The sequence below is a fragment of the Nonomuraea sp. NPDC049158 genome, from assembly GCF_040648335.1.
GTDB lineage: Bacteria > Actinomycetota > Actinomycetes > Streptosporangiales > Streptosporangiaceae > Nonomuraea.
Map to the genome: position 1 here is coordinate 252,167 of NZ_JBEZDM010000005.1, position 19,771 is coordinate 271,937.

Here is a 19,771-nt window from a genome sequence, read left to right on the forward strand (position 1 = left end):
AGTTATCTGAGATGTGCTTGAGGAAGGAGAAACTGTTGGGGCAGCAAGACGGCTACTCCGCCAACAGGTACGAGGCTGCCGAGATCGATACTCGGGGCTGACGTTCGTGCTGCTCGATGGGATACCCGTACCCGCTTGGGTCCGTCCGTGGGCGGGCTGGGTGCTGGGGACGGACTGGCCCAAAGGCGATGAGGGCGGTTTGTTCCGGCTCGCCGACGCGCTGGTGAAGGCGGCGCGGCGGGTGGCTGCCGGGGCTGATGGGGATGGTATCCGGCTGCACGCGGATGGGTGGGACGGGCCCGCGCTGCGGGCGTTCACCCGAAAGGTGTCCCAGGAGGTGGGTGGTCGCCGGGCGGCTTTGGTGCGGTCTTTGGTGGATTTGGCGTTGGCGTGCAATGAGCTGGGGGTGCAGCTGCAGTTCACCAAGCGGATGATGCGGTTGGCCGTGCTGTTGCTGGTGGTGCAGTTGGCGTGGTTGACGTGGGCGTTGGTGTCGCCCGCGGGTGGTCTGGCGTTGCGGTTGATCGGGGTTCGTGCGCAGGCGGCGCGGTGGACGGTGCGTCAGTTCGCCCGCCGGTTGTTGATCAACATTGCGTTGTTCGGTGGGTTGCTGGGTGGGATGGATCTGCTGGTTCAGTTGACGCAGTCGCGTCGGGAGGGGGTGGATTGGCGGCAGGTGGGGTCGTCGGCGGCCACGGGGGCGTTGACCGGCGGGTTGCTGACGGGGTTGGCGTGGGCGTTTCCGACGCGGTCGCTGTGGATGTTGATGGGCCAGTCGGGGGTGGCGAACGCGGGTGCTGTGCTGGGTTCGGAGTTGTGGAGCGGTGACGGGTCGGTCGATTGGCTGATGGTGTTGAAGGGCCTGTCGTCGGGGGTGGCGGGCGGCGCTGACGCGCATTGGGCGAGTTGGAGCCCGGATGGCGGTCATCCCGGGCCCAGGCCGCTGGAGGAGCACGCGCGCTTCGACGACCCGGGCGACCACGGCGGCCGGAACGGCGGCGGGCCGGATGACGCAGACGGGAACGGGCGCACCAGGCTGGCCGACGCTGGTGATCCCCGTCCGCTGGCCGACGGGGAGCACGCCCGGCCGCAACCGGTCGAGGAGCGGAACATCTTCCGTCGCAGCGTCGACCAGTTGATCAACTGGGCGCGCTCAAGCGAGACCAGACCCGTCCAGCTCAGGGATCACGCGACGTTCAGTGAGAGCGCCCGGCGCGGCGTGGTGGCGCGCGAACCGCTGGCCGGGGCCGGCGGCGAGACGGTGAAGGTGGAGAAGGTCCGGCTGGCCGACGGCAGCCACGCCGTCGACAAGGAGTTCTCCGGGACGGATCGGCGGGACCGCGACCATCTCAACTCGCGGCTCGGCCGCGCGGTCGGCGCCGACGTCGCCGCGACCCACATCGTCGGCGAGCGGCGGTTGCTGATCGACTGGATCGACGGCAAGCAGGTGCCGGTCCAGCGCGGCCTCGACGGCAAGTGGCATCTGGCGCGGCTGCACAACACCCGCGAGGGGATCCTCCTCGGCCTGCTCGACGCGCTGACCGGTAACCACGATCGTTTCTCCCCGGAGCGCGTCCAGCATGACTTCTTGGAGGGCACCGACGGCAGGGTCAAGGGCTTCGACGGGGACAAGGCTTTCTCGGGGCGGTTACCCGACACGAACAGCCCTTTCAGCCGTCACTTCTTCCGTGACAAGGGTGAGCTGGCCGACTGGGCGCCCAACCCGCTCAGCAAGGCCGACATCGAGGCGCTCCGGCCGCGCGTGGAGGCGCTGCGGCAGGAGTTCCGGGCGCTCGGGCACAGCGACTGGTACAACAGCGTCGGGTTCGCCTTCGAGCAGATCGCGAAGAACGCCAGCGGCACGGTCTCGGTGCTGGACGCGCCCCCCGGCTCCGTGATCGTGGAGCCACGGGCGGCGGGCCCGGCGTTCGGTGAGCGGCCTCGGACCTTCGAGGGAACCGCCCCGCCGCGGGCCGTGGAGCCCTTGCCGCAGGACAGTCCCGGCGAGCTGAGGGCGCACCCGGCACGCAGTCAGGAGCTCAACCCGGAGTATCGGACGCCGCTCCTGCCCGTCCACGGCGACAGCGTCAACAGCGGTGTGATGGCCAACGTCATCGACCCGAGGCAGGCGGTCAGGGCGAGCGAGTGGGCCCACCTCAGGAGCAGAGCGACTGCCCACCTGATCGAGAACCGCGTGGGGTACCCGGATCTCGACGCCAGTGCCCGCGTGGAAGCGCGCCGCTTCGCGATCCGGGGCGACGGTGGCGAGGTTCGGCGAGTCACCGAGTTCACGATCAAAATCCGGTACGTCGCCAAGGAAGGCATGACGGCCGAGCAGGTGATGCGGCTCAAGTCCAACGCCCTCGACGGCATGGACCTGTACTACAACCACCAGCACCGGCTTTCCGACGGCAGCCAGTTGCATGTCCGGCTCACATTCGAGAAGGCGAACAACGCACGGCCCGGCGACGAAGGCGTGGTGACCTTCCGCCCCAGCGGCCATCCCGACATAGTGAACTGGTGCGCCAACACCGACGCGCACCTCCACGCCCACGAGATCGGACACCATCTCGGGCTTCCGGACGAGTATCGCGAACACCAGACTCACGGCCGCAGGACGCTCACCGACCGGGGCCTCAAACCAGGCGCCAACCTGATGGGTGACGCGTCCCGCGTGCGCACGGCCGGGAGGGTCCTGATAGATCACGCGGGCCACGAGGTCCCGCCACGGGCAACGCTGCTTGACCACCACCTGGCGCACTTCTCTGACCTGCTGCCCCGCTCCGACCGCTCCGTCGAGGGCGACGCGGGGTTCCGGCAGCCGGCCGACGAATGGACCCGGCCGGTCCACACCCCCGAGACGCTGCGTCTTCCCCGGTACCTGCGCGACCTGCTCGTCCAGTTCCCCCATAGAGGAGGTGACCTGCTCGACCATGTGCAGGTGCTGGATCGCGCCCACTCTCTGTTCGGCGATCGGGTCACCCAGCGCCATGTCGACTACACCGCCAAACTCTTCGACGCCGCCCACTCGCTCTACGGTGCCGTCACGGACACCCCGACCGTACGAGACCTGCGCCGCCTGCACAGCCTGGTCAAGTTCCTCGGCAGGGGGCCGGACTCGGGGTTGCCCGACGCGGCGTGGCTCAAGGCGGAGACCGAGGCGGTCCTGGGCGGCCACGCCGACCCGAGGACCGTCGAGGGCCTGTCGAGGCTCGCGGAATGGTCCGCCTACACCGGCGGACGGCCGCATCCCGGCGAGACCGGAGCGACGGCCCTGCGCAGGGCGGCCGGAGAGTTCCTCGGCGAGCCCCCGAGCGAGGCCGCCGTCCGCCGCGCCTCGGCCGTGTTCAGCTACGCGGCGGAGCAGTCGCCCGTACTGGCCCAGGGAGCCGTGGACTTCGGCCGCGTCACCACCGAACTGCGGGCCAAGCAGGCGGGGGAGTGGCACGGCCGGTCGTTCGATGGTGCGGACTTCGCCCACCTCGTGGAACGACTGTACGACGACCCGAAATCCGGGCAGCCAGCCGGGCCGCCCAAGGCTCTTGGGGAGTCCCCGCATCCGGGCTCGCACAACAAAGGGCCGGCATGGGACGCGCGAAGGGTGGGCGAGGCGGTCACCGACTGGGGGGCCAGGCCGCACGGGGGGAAGCCGCACACCTTCAGCTCGGCCGATCTGGTGGCCGCGCGCAAGCGGGCCCAGCCGGTGAACATGGGGGCACGTGACCCGGGGGTCGCGGCCATCGAGCGTCGCGACATGACCGTCAAGGCACGTGACGGAGTGATGCGGCCCGTCACGGAGTACACCGTCAAGTTCGCCTACCGTTCCGATACGGCGCCGCTGGGCCACCTTGGCACGCGCGTGCGGGCAGGTCTCGACCGGTTCGTCAACGGCAGATTCGTGCTGCCGGACGGCTCGGCGCTGCTCGTCCAGGCGGAGTTCGTGCCTGCGGAACACCGCAGTGTGACGATCGGACACCGCGGCGAGGCACCTGGCAGTAGGCCGTTCGACTTCCCCCACGAGGCGTCACACGTCGAGCTGGCGCTCAAGGTCCTCGATCAGCTGGGCGTGGACGACGCGCTCGGCCCACCGCCGACGGCCGAGGCCGCCTCGACCGAAGCGGCTCCCAAGCCGGACGCCGTAGCCGCGCGCAAGCAGGCGGCATGGGACGCGCGAAGGGTGAGCGAGGCGGTCACCGACTGGGGGGCCACGCCGCACGGGGAGAAACCGCACACCTTCCGACCGGCCGAGCTGGTGACCGCGGGCAGGCAGGTCCAGCCGGTGAACATGGGGGCACGTGACCCGAGGGTCGCGGCCATCGAGCGTCGCTACCTGACCCTCAAACCAAAAGACGGAGTGGTGCGACGCGTTACCGAGTACACCGTCAAGTTCGCCTACCGTTCCGACATGTCGCGGGCGGACGTGGGCTACTTCCGCAGGCGCGTGCGGGCGGCTCTCGGCCGGTTCGTCGACGGCAGGTACGTGCTGCCGGACGGCTCGGCGCTGCTCGTCCGGGCGGAGTTCGTGCCTTTGGGACACCGCGGTGTGACGATCGGACACCGCGACGAGGCCCCTGGCAGTAGGCCGTTCGACTTCCACTATGAGGCGTCATACGTCGAGCTGGCGCTCAAGGTCCTCGATCAGCTGGGCATGGACGACGTTCTCGGCCCACCGTAGACGGCCGAGGCCGCCTCGACCGAACAAGCGGGCCGTCAGCCGGTAGTGGACGTGTGACACGGGGGACAACCTACGGCGTGTCCAGGAAGGCGGTCTGGATCAGGCGCGCGCCCGACCTCCGGTCCACGTAGAAGCCGCGCCCCTGCGGGAGCGGCTGCGGCCGTACGTTGCCGAACAGCGCGCCCTCGTCCTTGTTGCCCGACATGATCAGCGCCGGGCTGGCCATCTCCTTGAGCCGCTGGACGGCCGGGTCGAACATGGACCGGCTCGCGCCACCCATCTGCCGGGAGATGATCAGGTGCAGACCGATGTCGCGGGCCTGCGGCAACAGCTCGGCCAGGGGCGCCAGCGGGTTGTTCGAGGTGGCGACGAGGTCGTAGTCGTCCACGATGATGTACAGGTCGGAGCCCTGCCACCAGCTGCGCTCCCTGAGCTGCTCCGGCGTGAGGTCCGCCGGGGGCAGCCGCTTGAGCAGCGCGGTGCGGGCGTCCTGGATCAGCTCCGCCGCCGCGGTGCTGGAGGCCGCGTACCCGATGCGGTGGTCGGTGACGGCGGTGTCGAGCAGGGCGCGCCGGTAGTCGAGCACGATCATCATGCATTCCTTGGGCGTCTTCCTGGCGACCAGGCCCTCCATGATGAGCTTGAGCACGTTCGACTTGCCGCACTCGGTGTCGCCGAACACGATGAAGTGCGGGTCCACGTCGAAGTCGATCGCGACCGGCGCCAGGGCGGCCTCGTCGATGCCGATGGCGATCCGGTTCGGCCCGGTAAGGGCGGGTTCGGGGAGCGCCGTGGCGGGCAGCAGCGACGGCAGCAGCCGTACGGGGCGGGCGGCGGGACCCTGCCAGGAGGCCCGTACGACCTCCACCAGCGACCGCACACCGGCGGAGAGGTCGTCGGCGCCGCGCACTCCGTCGATGCGCGGCAGCGCGGACAGGAAGTGCATGCCCTCCTTGGTCAGCCCGCGCCCGGGCACGCCTTCCGGTACGGCCAGCGCCGCCTTGCGGCTGACCTCAGACTCGTAGGCGTCACCGAGCTTGAACTCCAGCCGGGTGCCGAACAGGTCCCTGATCCCCGCGCGGAACTCCGACCACTTGTTGGTGGAGGCGACGATGTGGATGCCGTAGCCGAGCCCTCGGGCCGCGAGGTCGGTGATGACCCCTTCCAGGGCCTCGAACTCCTGCCGGATGGTCAGCCAGCCGTCGATCAGCAGGAAGATGTCCCCCCAGCCGTCGCCCTCGTACTCTCCGGCGGCCACGACACGGCGGTAGGTGGCGATCGAGTCGATGCCGCTCGCGGCGAAGTCGCGCTCGCGCTGCTGCAGGATGGTGGCGATCTCGGCGACGGTCCGGCGTACCCGGTCGGCGTCCATGCGGGTGGCCACGCCGCCGACGTGCGGCAGGCCGTCCAGGGCGGCCAGCGCGCCACCGCCGAAGTCCAGGCAGTAGAACTGCACCTCGCGCGGCGTGTGCGTGAGCGCCATGCTGGTCACCAGCGTACGCAGCACGTTGCTCTTACCGCTCTGGGTGCCGCCCGCGACGCCGACGTGGCCGGCCGCGCCCGACAGGTCCAGCCAGTACGGGTCGCGACGCTGCTCGAACGGCTTGTCGATGATGCCCACGACCCCCGCGAGGCGGCCTCTGCCGTCCCAGCCGGGCGTGGACAGGCCGAGCTCCGGGGTCACCGACAGCGGAGGCAGCAGGTGCGCGAGGGTAGGCGGCTCGCCGAGCGGCGGCAGCCAGATCCGGTGCGCGGCGGGGCCCTGACCGGCCAGACGCTGTACGACGATGTCGAGCAGGCTGCTCCGCGGCCCGCGTTCGTCGTCCGGCTTGGCGACCTCCTTGGCCGGCTCCTCCACGACCGGGAGTGGCGCGTAGGCCGGGCCGTACTCGACGACCTGGCGGATCGTCTTGTCATCGCCCTCGGCGGTCGCGCTGCGGGGGTCGCTCTGGTGGGGGCCGGAGACGTAGGCGGCCTTGAACCGGGTCATGCCGGTGGTGTCGAACTTGAGGAAGCCGTTGCCCGGCGCGGACGGCAGCTCGTAGGCGTCGGCCACACCGAGCACGACGCGGCTCTCCATGGCCGAGAAGGTCCGCAGGCCGATCCGGTAGGACAGGTGCGTGTCCAGGCCGCGCAGCCGGCCCTCCTCCAGCCGCTGGGAGGCCAGCAGCAGGTGCACGCCGAGGGAGCGGCCGAGCCGGCCGATCATCACGAACAGCTCGATGAACTCCGGCTTGGCCGACAGCAGCTCGCTGAACTCGTCCAGCACGACGAAGAGCGTCGGCATCGGCGCCAGCGCGGCGCCCTGCTCGCGGGCCCGCTCGTAGTCGCGCAGCGAGGCGTAGTTGCCGGCCGAGCGCAGCAGTTCCTGGCGGCGCACCATCTCGCCGTGCAGCGCGTCGTACATGCGGTCGACCAGCGGGAGCTCGTCCTCCAGGTTGGTGATGACCGCGGAGACGTGGGTGAGCGTGTCGAGCCCGAGGAAGGTGGCGCCACCCTTGAAGTCGACCAGGACGAAGTTGAGTATCTCCGACGAGTGGGTGACGGCCAGGCCGAGCACCAGCGTGCGCAGCAGCTCGCTCTTGCCGGAGCCGGTGGCGCCGATGACCAGGCCGTGCGGGCCCATGCCGCCCTGCGCCGACTCCTTGATGTCCAGCTCGACCATCCGGCCGTCGGCGCCCAGGCCGATCGGCACCCGCAGCCGGTTGCGGCCCGCCCGTGGCCGCCAGGTCAGCGCCGTGTCCAGCCGGGTCGGGTCGCCGATGCCGAGCAGGTCGGTCAGCGTGGTGTTGGCCGCCAGCACGTCCTCGACCTCGCCGCCGCTGGTGGCCGAGGCGCGCAGCGGCGCGAGCTGTCGGGCCAGCCCCTCCGCCCGCAGGTAGTCGAGCTTGTCGGGGTTGCCGAGCCGGGTCTTCTGCTCCTTGCCGGCGTGGTCCAGCTTGATCATGTGGAAGCCGTCGGGCTGGATCTCCAGCCGCAGCATGGCCTTCTCCTCTACCGGCCCCGTGGCCGCGGACAGGTCGATCACCGTGACGCCCTGGATGGCGTCCGTGCCGAGCTGCGAGTCGTGGGGCACGTGCCCGCCGTCGACGATGAGCACGTGGTACGGCAGGGCGTCCGCGGGCGAGCCCGGCCGGAACCTGGCCCGCTCCTTGAGCTCGGCGCCCACCAGGCGGTCCAGCTCGCTCATGTTCTCGGCCATCAGCCGCACCGGTCCGGCGGCGTCGACCTCGTCGGGATGCAGCGCGTGGGGCAGCCACTTGACCCAGTCCCAGTGGCCCATCCACTCCTGGCCGGCGCACACCATGATCCGCAGGTCGTCCGGCGAGTGGAACACCGCCATCTGGCCGATCATGGCCCGCACCAGCTCCCGCATGGCCGCCGGGTCGCCGCTGAGCTTGATGCGAGCGAACGAGCCCAGCGCCACGGCCACGGGCAGCTCCGACACCGTCGCGTGCGCCCTGACGAACCTGCGCAGCGCGCCGGCCGACAGCGCGTCCAGGTCCTCCACCGGCTTGGAGTCCGGGGGGATGAGCTGGATGGCCAGCTTCTGTACGCCGGTGCCGAGCCGTACCGTGCTGAAGTCGTCGTCGCGCGGCCGGCGCTCCCACAGGCGGGGGCCCATCGCGATCCACCAGAGCGCGTCGGGCTCGGGGCCGCTCCACTCCAGCGCCTCGCGCTGCTGCTTGGCCGCCCGCCTGACCTTCTTGCGTACCTGCGACAGGTAGCGGAAGTAGTCGCGGCGGGCGCCGTTGAGCTTGTGCTTGCGCTCGCCCGACTGGCGGCCCATCTGTCCGAGCGTCATGCCGAGCATGGAGACCGCGAACATGCCGCTCGCCACGTACATGATCGGGTTGGAGTTGCCGCCCGCGGTGAACATCAGGGCCATCGCCGCGGCGCCCGCCACCATGGGCAGGTACGTGAGCACCAGCATGAAGCCCTGCCCCTGGACCTCGGGGATCTCAGGGGGCGATTCGAGCAGGATCTCCCCGCGCGGCGGCTTGGGGCTGGGACGGCGTTCGGGTCGCCGGACAACGACAATGCTCACCGTGGGATGGTCCTCCGTATCGGTTGCTGACCTTCTTACCAGAAGCGACCCGATATGTTCTCTCTTGTCCATGATGCTTGTGGGACGGAGTCCAGCCATGGGATCGATGGTCCACGGACCGGCCGTTCAGGGGCCGTATCCGCAGGGTCCCCCGCGCCTGCCAGGCCCGCCGCACCTGCAGGGACCCCCGCATCCGCAGGGACCCATGCAGGTGAGCTCGCTCGCCCAGGTGCACGTGCCGCTGCCCGCGCTGTGCCACGTGACGATCGTGGGACCGCGGCGCAAGGCCGACCTGGCGCTGCCCGCCGACATCCCGCTGCCGCACGTGCTGCCCGGCCTGCTGCGCGCCCTGGACGAGCTGGGCGGCGAGTCCGCCGCCGCGCCCGGCTGGACGCTGCAGCGGCTCGGCGGCTCCCCGCTCGACCTGGGCCAGAGCCTCGGAGCGCTGGGCATACTCGACGGCGAGGTGCTCTACCTGAGGCCGCGCGAGGCGATGCTGCCGCCCGCGCTGTACGACGACGTGGCCGACGTGGTCGCGACCGGCGTCAAGAATTCCACCGGCACCTGGGAGGCCAGGCACACCCGGATGATGGGCGCGAGCGGCGCGCTCGGACTGCTGGTCCTGGGCGCGATCGCCCTGGCGCTGTCCGGAGCGCCCGCGCTGGTCGTCACGGTCGTGGCCGGGCTGATGGCGCTCGTGGTCGTGGCCACCGGCGCGGCCCTGTCGAGAGCGGTGGGCGACTCCCTGGCGGGCGCCCTGGTCGGGCACGGGGCGCTGCCGTACGGCTTCATCGCGGGCCTGTTCGCGCCGGCCAGCGGTGGCATCCTGGCCGGTATCGGCGCTCCCCACCTGCTCGCCGCGCTCGCCTGCACGGCGCTGGTGGCCACCATCGCGGGCGCGCTGATCTCCGACGGCGTGCCGGGATTCCTCGGTACGGCCATCGCCACGACGTTCGGGGCGATAGGCGCGGCCGTGGTCATGGTGTGGGGGCCGTCACCCGCGGGAGTGGCCGCGGTGACGGTGTCGATCCTGCTGGCGTTGAGCCCGCTGGTCCCCACATTGTCCTTCCGCCTGGCCAAGGTGCCGCTCCCGGCCATGCCCACCACCGCGGAGGAGCTGCGGGCCGACAACCAGCGCCTGAACAGCGCGGCCATCCAGGAGCGGACCGTTATCGCCCAGCGTTACGCCACCGGGATGATCATCGCGGTCGGTCTGGTCGCGCTGGTCTCCGAGGTGCTGCTGGCCACGTACGGCGGCTGGATCGCCTCCCTCATGACCGGGACGCTCGGGCTGACGCTGATGATGCGGGCCCGGGTCTTCCAGGGGGTACGCCAGCGGCTGTGGCTGATCACCGTCGGTCTGGCCGCGTTCGGCCTGCTCGCGGTGACCCTCGGCCCGAAATCCGGCGTCATCGGCGCTGTGGCCGTGGCGATCGTCATGCTGTGGCTGGCACTGACCGCCGTCGGCATCGGCCTCTGGCTGCCCACGGGCAAGCCGTCGCCGTTCTGGGGCCGCGCGGCGGACATCGTGGACGTCATCCTGATCGTCGAGCTCTTCCCGCTCGCGCTGGGCGTTCTCGAGGTCTATTCCTGGGTGCGCGGTTTGTCCGGGTGATAGGTTGCTGCGCGATTTAACAGTGTTGTGAGAGTGGAGTGAAGATGCAGGAGTTTGGGGACTTCGCGAACATCGACATCGAGAAGCTTCTCAAGGGCGCGGACGAGCAGTTCGCGCGCATCGAAGAGCTCCAGAAGAACATGACCGACCTCGTCGGGCGGGCCCAGGACGACGACGGCCTGGTCACGATCGAGTACGGCAGCGAGGGGCTGCGCGAGCTCCAGCTGCATCCCAAGGCGATGCGGCTGAGCTCGGGCGAGCTCGCCGAGCTCATCAAGGAGCAGCTCCAGGCCGCGACCGCGGACCTGCAGCACCAGGTCACCGAGGCCATGGGCCAGGCGTTCGGCGACGAGGACAACCCGATGAAGTACGTCGAGGACCCCGACGCCGCCCTGAGCAAGATCAAGGAGGCCGAGTCCGCCTACAACCGGACGTTCGAGGACGTCATGGGCGAGCTCGACCGCATCCGCCGCCGCCTGGACCTCTGACCTTCAGGCGTCCTTCTTCATGCCCAGGGGCTGGCCGTCCTTGTCGAACGTCGGCAGGTTGGGGATGTAGACCTGCTCGAACGCCGGCACCGACTTGGGGTCCGTGGGCGTGACGGCCTTGCTCATGTTCTGCGAGGCGCTCTGGCCCAGGTACATGGCCGCCGCTCCGGCGACGCCCGCAGCCGCCATGTAGACCTTCAGGCCGCTGCTCGCGATCGTCCTCAGCGTGGCGAGCGCCGTCCCGCCAGAGAGGGTGGTGGCGAGCTCCGTCGCCACGGTGGTGGGAGGGAAGAGCTTGCCCGCAGCGCTGGCATGGGAGAGGGCGACCAGGATTGTGGCTACGGACAAGCTGGCCACGGACATCTGGAAGGAATGCTTGGCGAGCTGGTCGAGCGCTCCCGCGAGCCCTTCGTAGGACTGCGAGCTGTTCTTGGCCTCGGCGGTGAACTTCTTCACCGCGCTGTCGACGTCCGGACGCGCCATCTTCTCCCAGTCGTCATGATCGATGGTGTCCAGGGCCGAGTCGATGGAGGCCGCGGCGTTGTTGACCGTCGTGGTCATGCCGCGGGTGTTCCTGGCCGCTTCGCGGATGTCGCTGGGGCTGGAGTACATCGTGCCGATTATCGTCCCGGTGAACTTGCAGATCGTTTTCAGCGCGGGATTGGACGGCAGGACCGCGCCATAGAGGCACAAACCCATCGCCACGGTGTAGTAGGTCGACCCGTTCGAGTAGTAGTCCATGTCGCCCCTGAGATCATTTCTTCGCGGTGCTCTTGTCGTTGGCCTGACGGACGATGCCGGCTCCCTGCTGGAGCTGCTCGTCCCAGACGCCCAGTTGGTTCTTGGCGCTCTTGAGATAGTCGGCGGCCGACGTGCGGGCCGAGTGGTAGGCGGGGGTGAATGCCATCGCGCCCATCAGGCCGAACCCCGGGAAGCCGATGTCGATGTTCCGGGCGGTGTTCTCCGCGGCGCCCATGTGGTCGCCTGGGGTGTCGCCGTCGCCGCCTTTGCTGGGGCCGATCTTCTTGCCGAGCTTCTCCATGACCTCGGGGCGGGCCTTGCGCCAGCCGCCGCCGAGCTCGCTTCCGGCGAACTTGTCGTCCTTCGCGGTGCCGCCGGTGTCCTTGCCGCCTGTCTTGCCGTCCTTGCCGCCCTTGCCATCGGACTTGCCGTTGCCCTGGCCGCCTCCGCCACCGCCGCCTCCGGAGGAGTCGGGAGAGGGGACGGACGGCGTGTCGGCGCCTCCGGCGCCGGGGGTCTCAGCGCTGGGCGTTTCCGGGGTCGGGGTAGCCGGCATGTCAGTGCTCGGCGTTTCGGGGGTGGGCGTTTCGGTGCTCGGCGTCTCGGGAGTGGGTGTTTCCGGGAGGCTGGAGCTGGGGTCTTCGGCGCCGCCGTCGGCCGGTGGGTCCGTCGAGGGAGTCTCGGGGACGGTCGTGTCGTCCTGGCCGCCGGGCTGGCTGGGGTCGGTCTGGCCGGGATCGGTCTGGCTCGGGTCGGTCTGTGGGTCCGCGGGGTCTTGCTGGCCGTTCGGGTCCGTCTGGCCTTGGGGGTCGGTCTCGGAGCCGGAGGGGTCCTGCTGGCCGTCGGAGGAGCCGGGGTCGGTCTGCGGGTCCGAGGAGTCGCCCTGGTCACCGGTGTTCGACTGGTCGCCGCTGTCCGTGTTGTCCTGGTCGCTGGGATTGTCCGGGTTCCCGGTGTCGTCCTGGCTCTGCGGGTCGTCCGGGTCCTCGGTCGCGTCGTCCGACGCGTCGGAGTCGTCCGGGTTCCCGCTCCCGTCGGCGTCCGAGGGCTCCCACGCCGGGTCACCTTCGGCGGCCTGCGGATCGACCGAGCCGGGCTCGCCGTCGGCCATGTCGCCCACCGACTCGGGCCCGAAGCTCAGCTGGTCGGACTGGATCTCGGTCACCGCCGGGTCCCCCTGGCCGTCGGCCGGCCCCACCTGATCCGGCGGGATCTGTCCGTCGGTGGCCCCTACCTGGTCGTTGGCAGGCCCAACCTGGTCGGGCGGGATCGACGAATCGTCGACGGGACCAGCCTGATCCGCCCGCGGAGATTCCCCGCCACTGCCACCCGCGGTAAGGACGGTCGTCGAGCCGTCGACCGAGCCGGGGAGCGATGTGCCTATCTGAATCTCGCCCGGGCCCTCCTGCGGTGGGGGAGAGCTCCAGTTGAGCAGGCTGTCGATGCTCGGCCGCCCCGTACTCCCGAATTCGGCCACTCTGTCGCCCTCCCAGCAATCAACACAGAAGCGACAAAAGCGTAGCCGTGCGGCTGCTGAGCCGTACAGGTTGTGAGCTTTACGACCAGCTGCGACCTCAGGCCAGCGGTGGGTGTCAGAAATCTCCAGGCCGCCTACCTGCGCGTTTACCTAAAAGTCCCCTAACGGTGACCTAGCCGTTATGTTAAGTATCTGTTATTTCTGGGGCAGATGGGGGCTAGCATGCCGTTTGATGTTGTTTGCGGGGGTACCCGGGTTGACCGGACCTACGGCGCCGCCGTACAGAACCAGACCTTTTGACCTGGAGGTCCAATGGCAACACTTATGGGTACCGCGCCCACGAAGCTCATCAAGGCCGCGGGCCAGTGTGAGACCACAGCCCAGTACATCGAGGGCATGCGCCAGCGGGTGCAGACCATCAAGGGCGACCTGATGGCCGCGGGCTGGAAGGGCGGCGCCTCTCAGCAGTTCGGCAAGGCGCTCGACGCGTGGGATGTCGACTTCCAGCAAGTCATCAAGATCCTTGAGAGCATCTACGACAAGCTGAACATGGGCGCCGGCGTGTACTCCACCGCCGCGCAGCAGAACATGGACATCTCCAGCGGGCTCAACTCCGCGGGCGCCGGCGGTCGCATCGACTCGCTGATCAACGCGTCGAGCTAAGCCCCCTTAGTACGCAGGTAGGACGGAGACACTCATGGCCGACACGTTCACCCCAGAGGACTACACCTACGCCCACTTCCCCAACATGGAAGCGGCGTACGAGCAGCTGAAGTCGATCGTCACCGAGCTGGACCGGGTGACGGACGACCTCTACAACGACGTCAGGACCACCCTCGGCACCGACTGGGAGGGCGAGGCGAAGACGTTCTTCGACGGCAAGAAGGCCCAGTGGGACGCCCTTGAGGTGGAGATGGGCAAGCAGCTGTTCGAAGCGGCCAAGGCCGTCAGCATCGCCAAGGGCAACTACGAGAACGCTGAGCGGCGCAACATCAGCATCTGGACCGACTAGAAGTCCGTTGCGGCGATCGTGCCTCCCTCGGCCGGTGCCTCGAAGCGCCGGCCGGGTTCCTTTTTCTATGGGGGATGGGGATGACCCAGAAGGACGCAATGGAGGGCCAAGACCCTCTGCACATCGATCCTGATCTGTTCGACTCGGGAGCGGGGCGGGAGCATTCCCCCACCCAGATGCGGGCGATCGCCGAAGAGCTCAAGTCGTACCTCGGCGGTATGACGGGACCCGGCTCGGCGGAGGGCTACACCAACGGCTCCGTGAACGGCATCCTGGACCACTGCCAGCTGTCCGAGGCGCAGATCGGTACGTGGCACGACGCCAGTGCTTTCAGCAGGACCGTCGGCGCCAACAGCGGCGGCAAGAAGTTCGCACAGGTTTATAAGGAATTCGTCGACGCCTACAAGGACGTGATCGCCGCCGTCGAGGCGAGCGCCGCCAACCATGGCGCCGGCGACAAGGCCAACGAGGGCAAGGGCTGATGGCCGAGGGCAAGGGCGGCCGGCAGGTCGTCGTCATCCTGTCGTTCGACAAGATGCCAGAGGGCGGGACGGTGAACGCATCCAAGGACGAGATCCTGACGATGCTGAACAACACCCAGCCCAGCCAGATCGAGGATGCCGGGTTCGCGTACGACAAGGCGTCGAGCGCGATCGAGTCGGCCGTCAACGCGCTGGAAGAGCACGCGGGCAAGATCCTCACTGTGTGGAAGGGCCCCGACGCCAGCAAGGCACGCCACGCGCTGCAGATGCTGCACGCCTCCGGCGGCGAGCTGTCCACCAAGCTGGAGATGATGGGCTCCGCCCTGCGTCAGTACGCGGGCTACCTCCCCGAGACGATCGCCAAGGTCGAGGGCATCTCGACCAACAAGAGCTCCGGGAACGACGTCCCCAGCTCCGAGATCATGGTGGACGAGGCCGCCAACGCGAAGGCCGCGAAGGCCGCCGCGGACCGCGAAGCCCAGCAGGCGATGCAGGAGCTCAACAAGAAGATCGTTGATCTCTACAACGTGCAGGTCCCGCACGATGTGTCCTACGAACTGCCCGCCGTCTCGATTCCGGGTGGTACGGGTACGTACCGCGACCCCGGATATCCGACTGGCAAGGGCATCAACGCCGGAGGGAACGGGAACGGCTCGTCGGACGGCTACGGCGGTTCTTCCGGAGGTACCGGCTCCACGGGCAGCGGTGGTACGGGCTCTGACGGCTCGCGCGGCGGCAGCACGGGCGGCTCGGGCACCGGCGACCACAGCGGCTCCGACTCGGGCGGCAAGCCTGGCTCGGACACCGGCAACGGTCAGAACGGCAGCGACCAGAACGGTAACGACCAGAACGGTAACGGCCAGAACGGTGGCGACCAGAGCGGTAACGGCACCGGCGACCAGAGCGGCACCACGCCGGGCGACGGCACCGGCAGCCAGGACCCCTCGCAGACCGGCGACTCCGGCAAGCAGGACCAGACGGTCCCGCCGGTGCTCGGCCAGGACGACAAGACCAGCAGCGACAACCCCAAGGGCGGCCTGGACCCGAACGGGACGGAAGTGTCGTCCTACTCGCCGACCACGCCGGTCATCACCCCGACCGGCATCGGCCCGACCGGCAATCCGGTGAGCACCATCGCCCCCAACCCGGTGGGTGTCCTCTCACCCACTGGCACGCCGCCCAGCGTCCCCTCGGTGCTCGGCTCGCCGAACGGCGCCATGGGCGCCCCGGGCCAAAGCCTCGCGGCGGGCATGCGTACCTCGGGGAATGGCATGTCCGGCATGCCGTTCATGCCGATGTCCGGTGCCGGCGCGGGCCAGGACCAGGGGGACTTCGAGCGGATGACCTGGCTCCCCGCGGACAAGGACGACTGGAACTCAGCGCACGACGTGACCGACCCGGTCATCTGCTGACCAGGTTAGAGGGAGTGGGATGGGCGACTCGACGCAGAACCCCAGCCAGGCGGCTGCGCTGGCGCAGCTGCAGAACGGTGGGAAACTGCCGTCGATGTCGTCCGGCGTCTCGTTCAAGGCCACCGCGCTCGACACCAACAGCCATTCGATAGACGAACACGCCGGGGTCATCTCCAAGCTAGAGGGCAAGACGGAGAACCTGCGCGTCCAGTGGCCGCACTTCGGCGTGATCGGCATCGGCGTCAGCAGCGTCCACGACAAGGCGATAGAACGGCAGGCGGACGCGCTGGCCAAGGGGCGCAAGGCGCTGCAGAGCTGGAAGACCGCGCTCCAGCAGGCCGCCAAGAACTACCAGACGGCCGATGATGCCAACGGCGACGGGATCAAGAACATCGGCTTCGACCCGAACAGCCTTGGCGGCGGGCCCAACGGCCTCGGCAATCTCGGGAACCTCGGCAACTCCGGCCTGCCGAACACCGGCGCCGGGCTGCCTGACATGTCCGGCGGAGGCAAGCCGCCGGGGATCGATACCGGTCTGCCCAAGACGGACCTTCCCTCGACCGACCTTCCGAAGACCGACCTTCCGAAGACCGACCTTCCGAAGACCGGCCTCCCGAAGACTGATTTGCCGTCGAGCGACCTCCCTTCGACGAACCTGCCCAAGACGGACCTGCCGTCGGCTTCCCTGGGGAACCAGCCCGACATGAAGGTGCCGAGTATCGACTCGGCGCTCAACGGCCAGCCGCAAATCCCCGACCCGAAGCTGCCCGACGTCGACAGCAAGCTCCCCGACGGGACGCAGCTGTCCCAGTTCGACCCCAATTCGCTGAACACCCCGCAGGTCAAGAACCCGGACCTCAGTACCCTGTCCCCGGACCTGAACGGTTCCGCCACCAGGACCGGCCCCGGCTCGGGCGTCGGCAGTGGCGGCGGCACCGGCACTGGCACCGGATTCGGCACGGGCATCGGCGGAGGCGTGGGTGCGGGTGCGGGTGCCGTACCGGCTGGTCTGCGAGGTGTGAACGGTACGAACGGCATGCCCATGATGCCGATGATGCCGATGAGCGGCGCCGGGACCGGGGGCGACAAGGAGAACGAGCGCCAGAACGCGCTGCTCGGCGAGGACGAGGGCGTCTGGGGCGGCGACGATGAGATCGCACCTGAAGTGATCGGGCGGGATTCCAGGTGAGTTACGAGTCAGACGCGTCGCTCTACAAGCTGGCGGCGAGCACGGCCTCCGCCGCGGCCGTCGCGATCCTGCAGCCCTGGGCCTTCTATGTCGCCGCCGGCATCGGCGTGCTGGTGTCGAACCCCGGCGCGATGTCGGACGCCGCCAAAGCCTGGCAGAGCATCGACCATGCCGGCCTGATGTCGGAGCTGGACGAACTGGCCGACGGGCTGGACCACCTCAAGAAGCAGCTGAAGACCTCGGGCAAGTGGGATGGCGCGGCCTTCGACACCTTCGAGGGCATCCACACGGCCTTCAAGAATGGCGTGAAGTCCCTCAAGGACACCCGTAACGACACCGGGGACGCTGTCGACTCGGCGGCCAAGGCTTACCACTACGGCGCCATCGTGGTCATGGCGGTGGCCACCAGCATGCTCGTCATGGGTATATGGAAGCTGGCCATGGGTGCCACCCCGTGGACCAAGATCATGGCCGAGGGGCTGTCGGCCGTGCGGGGCTCCATCACCCTTCAGGCGGTCAAGAAGCTGCTCATCAAGCAGGGCTTGATCGTGGCAACCCTCGGCGGGGTCCTCTACATGTCCGCCCAGCAGACCGAGATGACCGGGAAGCTCTTCCCCATGCTGGAGGCTTCCATCCCCACCGAGATGAGCGCGATGAAGTCAGGTGGCATGCCGCCCTTCTCCGACGCCGGCATGACGTACGACGAGAAGATGGGCGGCCTCTCCGTGAAGATGGACGACTCCCTGACCGGGAAGCTGCCCGGCGGCTCCGGCACGACGGCCGAGGTCTGACTCACTCGTCCAGCGGGATCCGCAGCACCTGTCCGGGCTTCAGCTTGCGCGGGTCGTCACCGATGATGTCCCGGTTGGCGTTGTAGATCTCCTGCCACCGGCCCGGGTCGCCGTACACCTTTTGGGCGATGTCGTACAGCGAGCCGTTGTCGACCGGCCAATAGCCGACCTTCGCCGTGCCGACCCGCGCGGGCGGAGTCGCGTGGCCGTTGGCGACGGGCACATTCGACTGGGGCAGCTCGCCGAAGTCGGGGTTGGTCTGCAGGGGCCGCCACACCCGGAAGAAGGACGTCGGGATGCCACTCCAGAACTGCTTGTGAATGTTGCCCGGTTTCCCGGCGACCCTGGCTCCGGGCAGCTTGAGCTTGATCTGCTCGTAGGCCCAGTTACGCATCCCGACGAAGCCGCCGAAGGCCATGCCGGACTCGCCGACGGCGGCGCCTGTCTTGGTCAGGGTCGCCGCCCAGCTCGCCGCAGTACCGCCCTGGAGGATCCCCTTGCCGAAGAATCCGCCTATGGGGGCGAAGGTGCCCACCAGCGTGGCGCCTGTGGTGATGCGGGCCGCCTGGGTGAAGGTCAGGGGGGCGAGGTTGAAGAGGCTGTGGCCGCTGATGCCCTGGGCCACCATCTGCGTGCCGATGACGCCCGCGTACACGCTGCCGGAGGTCTTGGCGTACGCCTTGAAGTTCGCCGCGCCGAACTTCTCGGCGTAGGCCGAGTACTTCTTGAACTTCGCGACCTTCAGTTCCGTCTTCGTCATGGCCGCGGCGGTGCGCGTCGCGCTGCCGAGCTTGGCCACCCACTTCAGCCGACCGACCACGGGCAGGACCTTGAGGGCGCCGGCGCAGATCCTGAGGACGGACGCGAACCTGGTGAGGACCTGGGCCGCCAGAAGCACGATCTTCGTCGTCCGCATGTAGGCGGCCCCCGCGGCCAGCCATCCGCCCCACATGCCGGCTGCCCACCGAAGGGCGTAGAAGGCGACGTACCAGATGATCGCCGTCTCGAGCAGCTCGATGATGGCCTTCCTGGTGTGGGCGGCCGAGTCGGCGACCATCCTCAGGATGTTGGCGATCTCCGTGCAGCTTTTCATGAGCGCGACGCGGTTGTCGTGCCTCAGTACGAGGCCCCAGACCTTCCTGAAGTCGTCGGCGGCCTTGCCCTTCCACTCCTTCACGATCTTGTCGACGTAGCCCTCGTGCTGGCCATGGGCGCGCGCGTCGAGGACCTCGAAGACTTTGTTCAGGTTGGTGGCGAGGTTGTCGTGCGCCGCGGCGGCGGCCTTGAGACGTCCTTCGGTCTCGTCTCCGCCGATGAGGGTGGGGAGCGCGCGCCACATGGACTTGATCGTGTCGAGCAGTGGGGCGGGGTTGAGCAGCGAGCCCCAGTTGATCTCGAAGTGCCAGGCCGTCCAGTCCCATTCGAGCGGGTTGATGCTGCCGTGTTGGCTCATCTGGGGCCTCCGACGTCGCTGGCCTGGTGAGCGGCCTTGTAGTTGTACGCCGAGACCTCAAGGGCCGTGCTGATGAACTCCAGGGCATCGGCCAGGTCGCCGAGGTAGCCGTAGACCGACTCGTACCGCTTGTCCCGGTGATCGTTCTCCGCCGTGCCGTCGACGTACGCCGCGCCCAGCTCGTCGGCGCCGGGCGCGAGGCCGAAGTCGCTCTTGCTCAGCTTCGCGGGCGCGAAGGCGATCATGGCGTTGCGGACGATCGGGGCCTGCAGGGCGCAGGTCTCCATGGCCTTCTTCAGGTCGGGCGGTATGACCTCATATCCCTCCGCCATGTCCCCCATGTGCCCCCCACGTATCACAAAGCCCCATCTACCCCTTTGATACTAAT

14 protein-coding genes are annotated in these 19,771 nt (G+C 68.9%); 9 read left to right on the forward strand and 5 right to left on the reverse strand.

The window, feature by feature from the left end; all coding sequences use genetic code 11:
- Positions 1–406: 406 nt before the first annotated feature.
- On the forward strand, positions 407–4,675 hold the full coding sequence (locus AB0B61_RS14025) for a hypothetical protein (protein WP_358431677.1): 4,269 nt from the start codon (positions 407–409) through the stop codon (positions 4,673–4,675).
- 70 nt (positions 4,676–4,745) lie between these two features.
- Here AB0B61_RS14025 and eccCa read toward each other — a convergent pair whose 3' ends face one another.
- Positions 4,746–8,723: a type VII secretion protein EccCa gene (eccCa, locus tag AB0B61_RS14030; protein ID WP_358431678.1), complete on the reverse strand. Its 3,978-nt coding sequence runs from the start codon at positions 8,721–8,723 to the stop codon at positions 4,746–4,748.
- 97 nt (positions 8,724–8,820) lie between these two features.
- Here eccCa and eccD point away from each other — a divergent pair, with 97 nt between their 5' ends.
- Positions 8,821–10,338, forward strand: coding sequence for a type VII secretion integral membrane protein EccD (gene eccD / locus AB0B61_RS14035; protein ID WP_358431679.1), 1,518 nt, complete (start codon positions 8,821–8,823; stop codon positions 10,336–10,338).
- Between the two features lie 44 nt (positions 10,339–10,382).
- Positions 10,383–10,826 (forward strand): YbaB/EbfC family nucleoid-associated protein, encoded by a 444-nt coding sequence (locus AB0B61_RS14040; protein ID WP_357948728.1) that lies wholly within the window; start codon positions 10,383–10,385, stop codon positions 10,824–10,826.
- A gap of 3 nt (positions 10,827–10,829) precedes the next feature.
- On the opposite strand, the gene AB0B61_RS14045 is transcribed toward AB0B61_RS14040, so the two are convergent.
- Both AB0B61_RS14045 and AB0B61_RS14050 read right to left on the reverse strand, forming a co-directional pair.
- The gene (locus AB0B61_RS14045; protein WP_358431680.1) at positions 10,830–11,567 is read right to left on the reverse strand and encodes a hypothetical protein; all 738 of its coding nucleotides are present in this window, start codon (positions 11,565–11,567) and stop codon (positions 10,830–10,832) included.
- A 13-nt stretch (positions 11,568–11,580) separates the two neighbouring features.
- Entirely contained in the window at positions 11,581–13,044 is a 1,464-nt protein-coding gene (locus AB0B61_RS14050) for a hypothetical protein (RefSeq protein ID WP_358431681.1), read from the reverse strand.
- 312 nt (positions 13,045–13,356) lie between these two features.
- Here AB0B61_RS14050 and AB0B61_RS14055 point away from each other — a divergent pair, with 312 nt between their 5' ends.
- The 6 genes from AB0B61_RS14055 (at position 13,357) to AB0B61_RS14080 (ending at position 17,930) form a co-directional block, all read left to right on the forward strand.
- The gene (locus AB0B61_RS14055; protein WP_225293532.1) at positions 13,357–13,707 is read left to right on the forward strand and encodes a WXG100 family type VII secretion target; all 351 of its coding nucleotides are present in this window, start codon (positions 13,357–13,359) and stop codon (positions 13,705–13,707) included.
- A gap of 34 nt (positions 13,708–13,741) precedes the next feature.
- The gene (locus tag AB0B61_RS14060; protein WP_225293530.1) at positions 13,742–14,056 is read left to right on the forward strand and encodes a WXG100 family type VII secretion target; all 315 of its coding nucleotides are present in this window, start codon (positions 13,742–13,744) and stop codon (positions 14,054–14,056) included.
- 98 nt (positions 14,057–14,154) lie between these two features.
- Positions 14,155–14,538: a hypothetical protein gene (locus AB0B61_RS14065; protein ID WP_358431683.1), complete on the forward strand. Its 384-nt coding sequence runs from the start codon at positions 14,155–14,157 to the stop codon at positions 14,536–14,538.
- Positions 14,538–15,950: a hypothetical protein gene (locus AB0B61_RS14070; protein WP_358431684.1), complete on the forward strand. Its 1,413-nt coding sequence runs from the start codon at positions 14,538–14,540 to the stop codon at positions 15,948–15,950. Before AB0B61_RS14065 ends, AB0B61_RS14070 begins: the two co-directional genes overlap by 1 nt.
- A gap of 19 nt (positions 15,951–15,969) precedes the next feature.
- The gene (locus AB0B61_RS14075; RefSeq protein WP_358431686.1) at positions 15,970–17,139 is read left to right on the forward strand and encodes a type VII secretion target; all 1,170 of its coding nucleotides are present in this window, start codon (positions 15,970–15,972) and stop codon (positions 17,137–17,139) included.
- On the forward strand, positions 17,136–17,930 hold the full coding sequence (locus tag AB0B61_RS14080) for a WXG100 family type VII secretion target (RefSeq protein ID WP_358431687.1): 795 nt from the start codon (positions 17,136–17,138) through the stop codon (positions 17,928–17,930). The genes AB0B61_RS14075 and AB0B61_RS14080 overlap by 4 nt, the downstream gene beginning before the upstream one ends.
- Before the next feature lies 1 nt (position 17,931).
- Here the strand turns inward: AB0B61_RS14080 and AB0B61_RS14085 are convergent, their stop codons facing one another.
- Both AB0B61_RS14085 and AB0B61_RS14090 read right to left on the reverse strand, forming a co-directional pair.
- Positions 17,932–19,383 (reverse strand): hypothetical protein, encoded by a 1,452-nt coding sequence (locus tag AB0B61_RS14085; RefSeq protein WP_358431688.1) that lies wholly within the window; start codon positions 19,381–19,383, stop codon positions 17,932–17,934.
- Complete coding sequence (locus AB0B61_RS14090; protein ID WP_358431689.1) at positions 19,380–19,724, reverse strand: hypothetical protein; 345 nt, start codon at positions 19,722–19,724, stop codon at positions 19,380–19,382. Before AB0B61_RS14090 ends, AB0B61_RS14085 begins: the two co-directional genes overlap by 4 nt.
- Between the last annotated feature and the right edge of the window lie 47 nt (positions 19,725–19,771).

What these genes read in the sequence shown, in the direction of transcription:
- eccD (WP_358431679.1), top strand. Translation starts at nt 8,821, where the DNA reads ATGGGATCGATGGTCCACGGACCGGCCGTTCAGGGGCCGTATCCGCAG.
- AB0B61_RS14040 (WP_357948728.1), top strand. Translation starts at nt 10,383, where the DNA reads ATGCAGGAGTTTGGGGACTTCGCGAACATCGACATCGAGAAGCTTCTC.
- AB0B61_RS14045 (WP_358431680.1), bottom strand. Translation starts at nt 11,567, where the DNA reads ATGGACTACTACTCGAACGGGTCGACCTACTACACCGTGGCGATGGGT.
- AB0B61_RS14055 (WP_225293532.1), top strand. Translation starts at nt 13,357, where the DNA reads ATGGCAACACTTATGGGTACCGCGCCCACGAAGCTCATCAAGGCCGCG.
- AB0B61_RS14060 (WP_225293530.1), top strand. Translation starts at nt 13,742, where the DNA reads ATGGCCGACACGTTCACCCCAGAGGACTACACCTACGCCCACTTCCCC.
- AB0B61_RS14065 (WP_358431683.1), top strand. Translation starts at nt 14,155, where the DNA reads ATGGAGGGCCAAGACCCTCTGCACATCGATCCTGATCTGTTCGACTCG.
- AB0B61_RS14070 (WP_358431684.1), top strand. Translation starts at nt 14,538, where the DNA reads ATGGCCGAGGGCAAGGGCGGCCGGCAGGTCGTCGTCATCCTGTCGTTC.
- AB0B61_RS14075 (WP_358431686.1), top strand. Translation starts at nt 15,970, where the DNA reads ATGGGCGACTCGACGCAGAACCCCAGCCAGGCGGCTGCGCTGGCGCAG.
- AB0B61_RS14085 (WP_358431688.1), bottom strand. Translation starts at nt 19,383, where the DNA reads ATGAGCCAACACGGCAGCATCAACCCGCTCGAATGGGACTGGACGGCC.
- AB0B61_RS14090 (WP_358431689.1), bottom strand. Translation starts at nt 19,724, where the DNA reads ATGGGGGACATGGCGGAGGGATATGAGGTCATACCGCCCGACCTGAAG.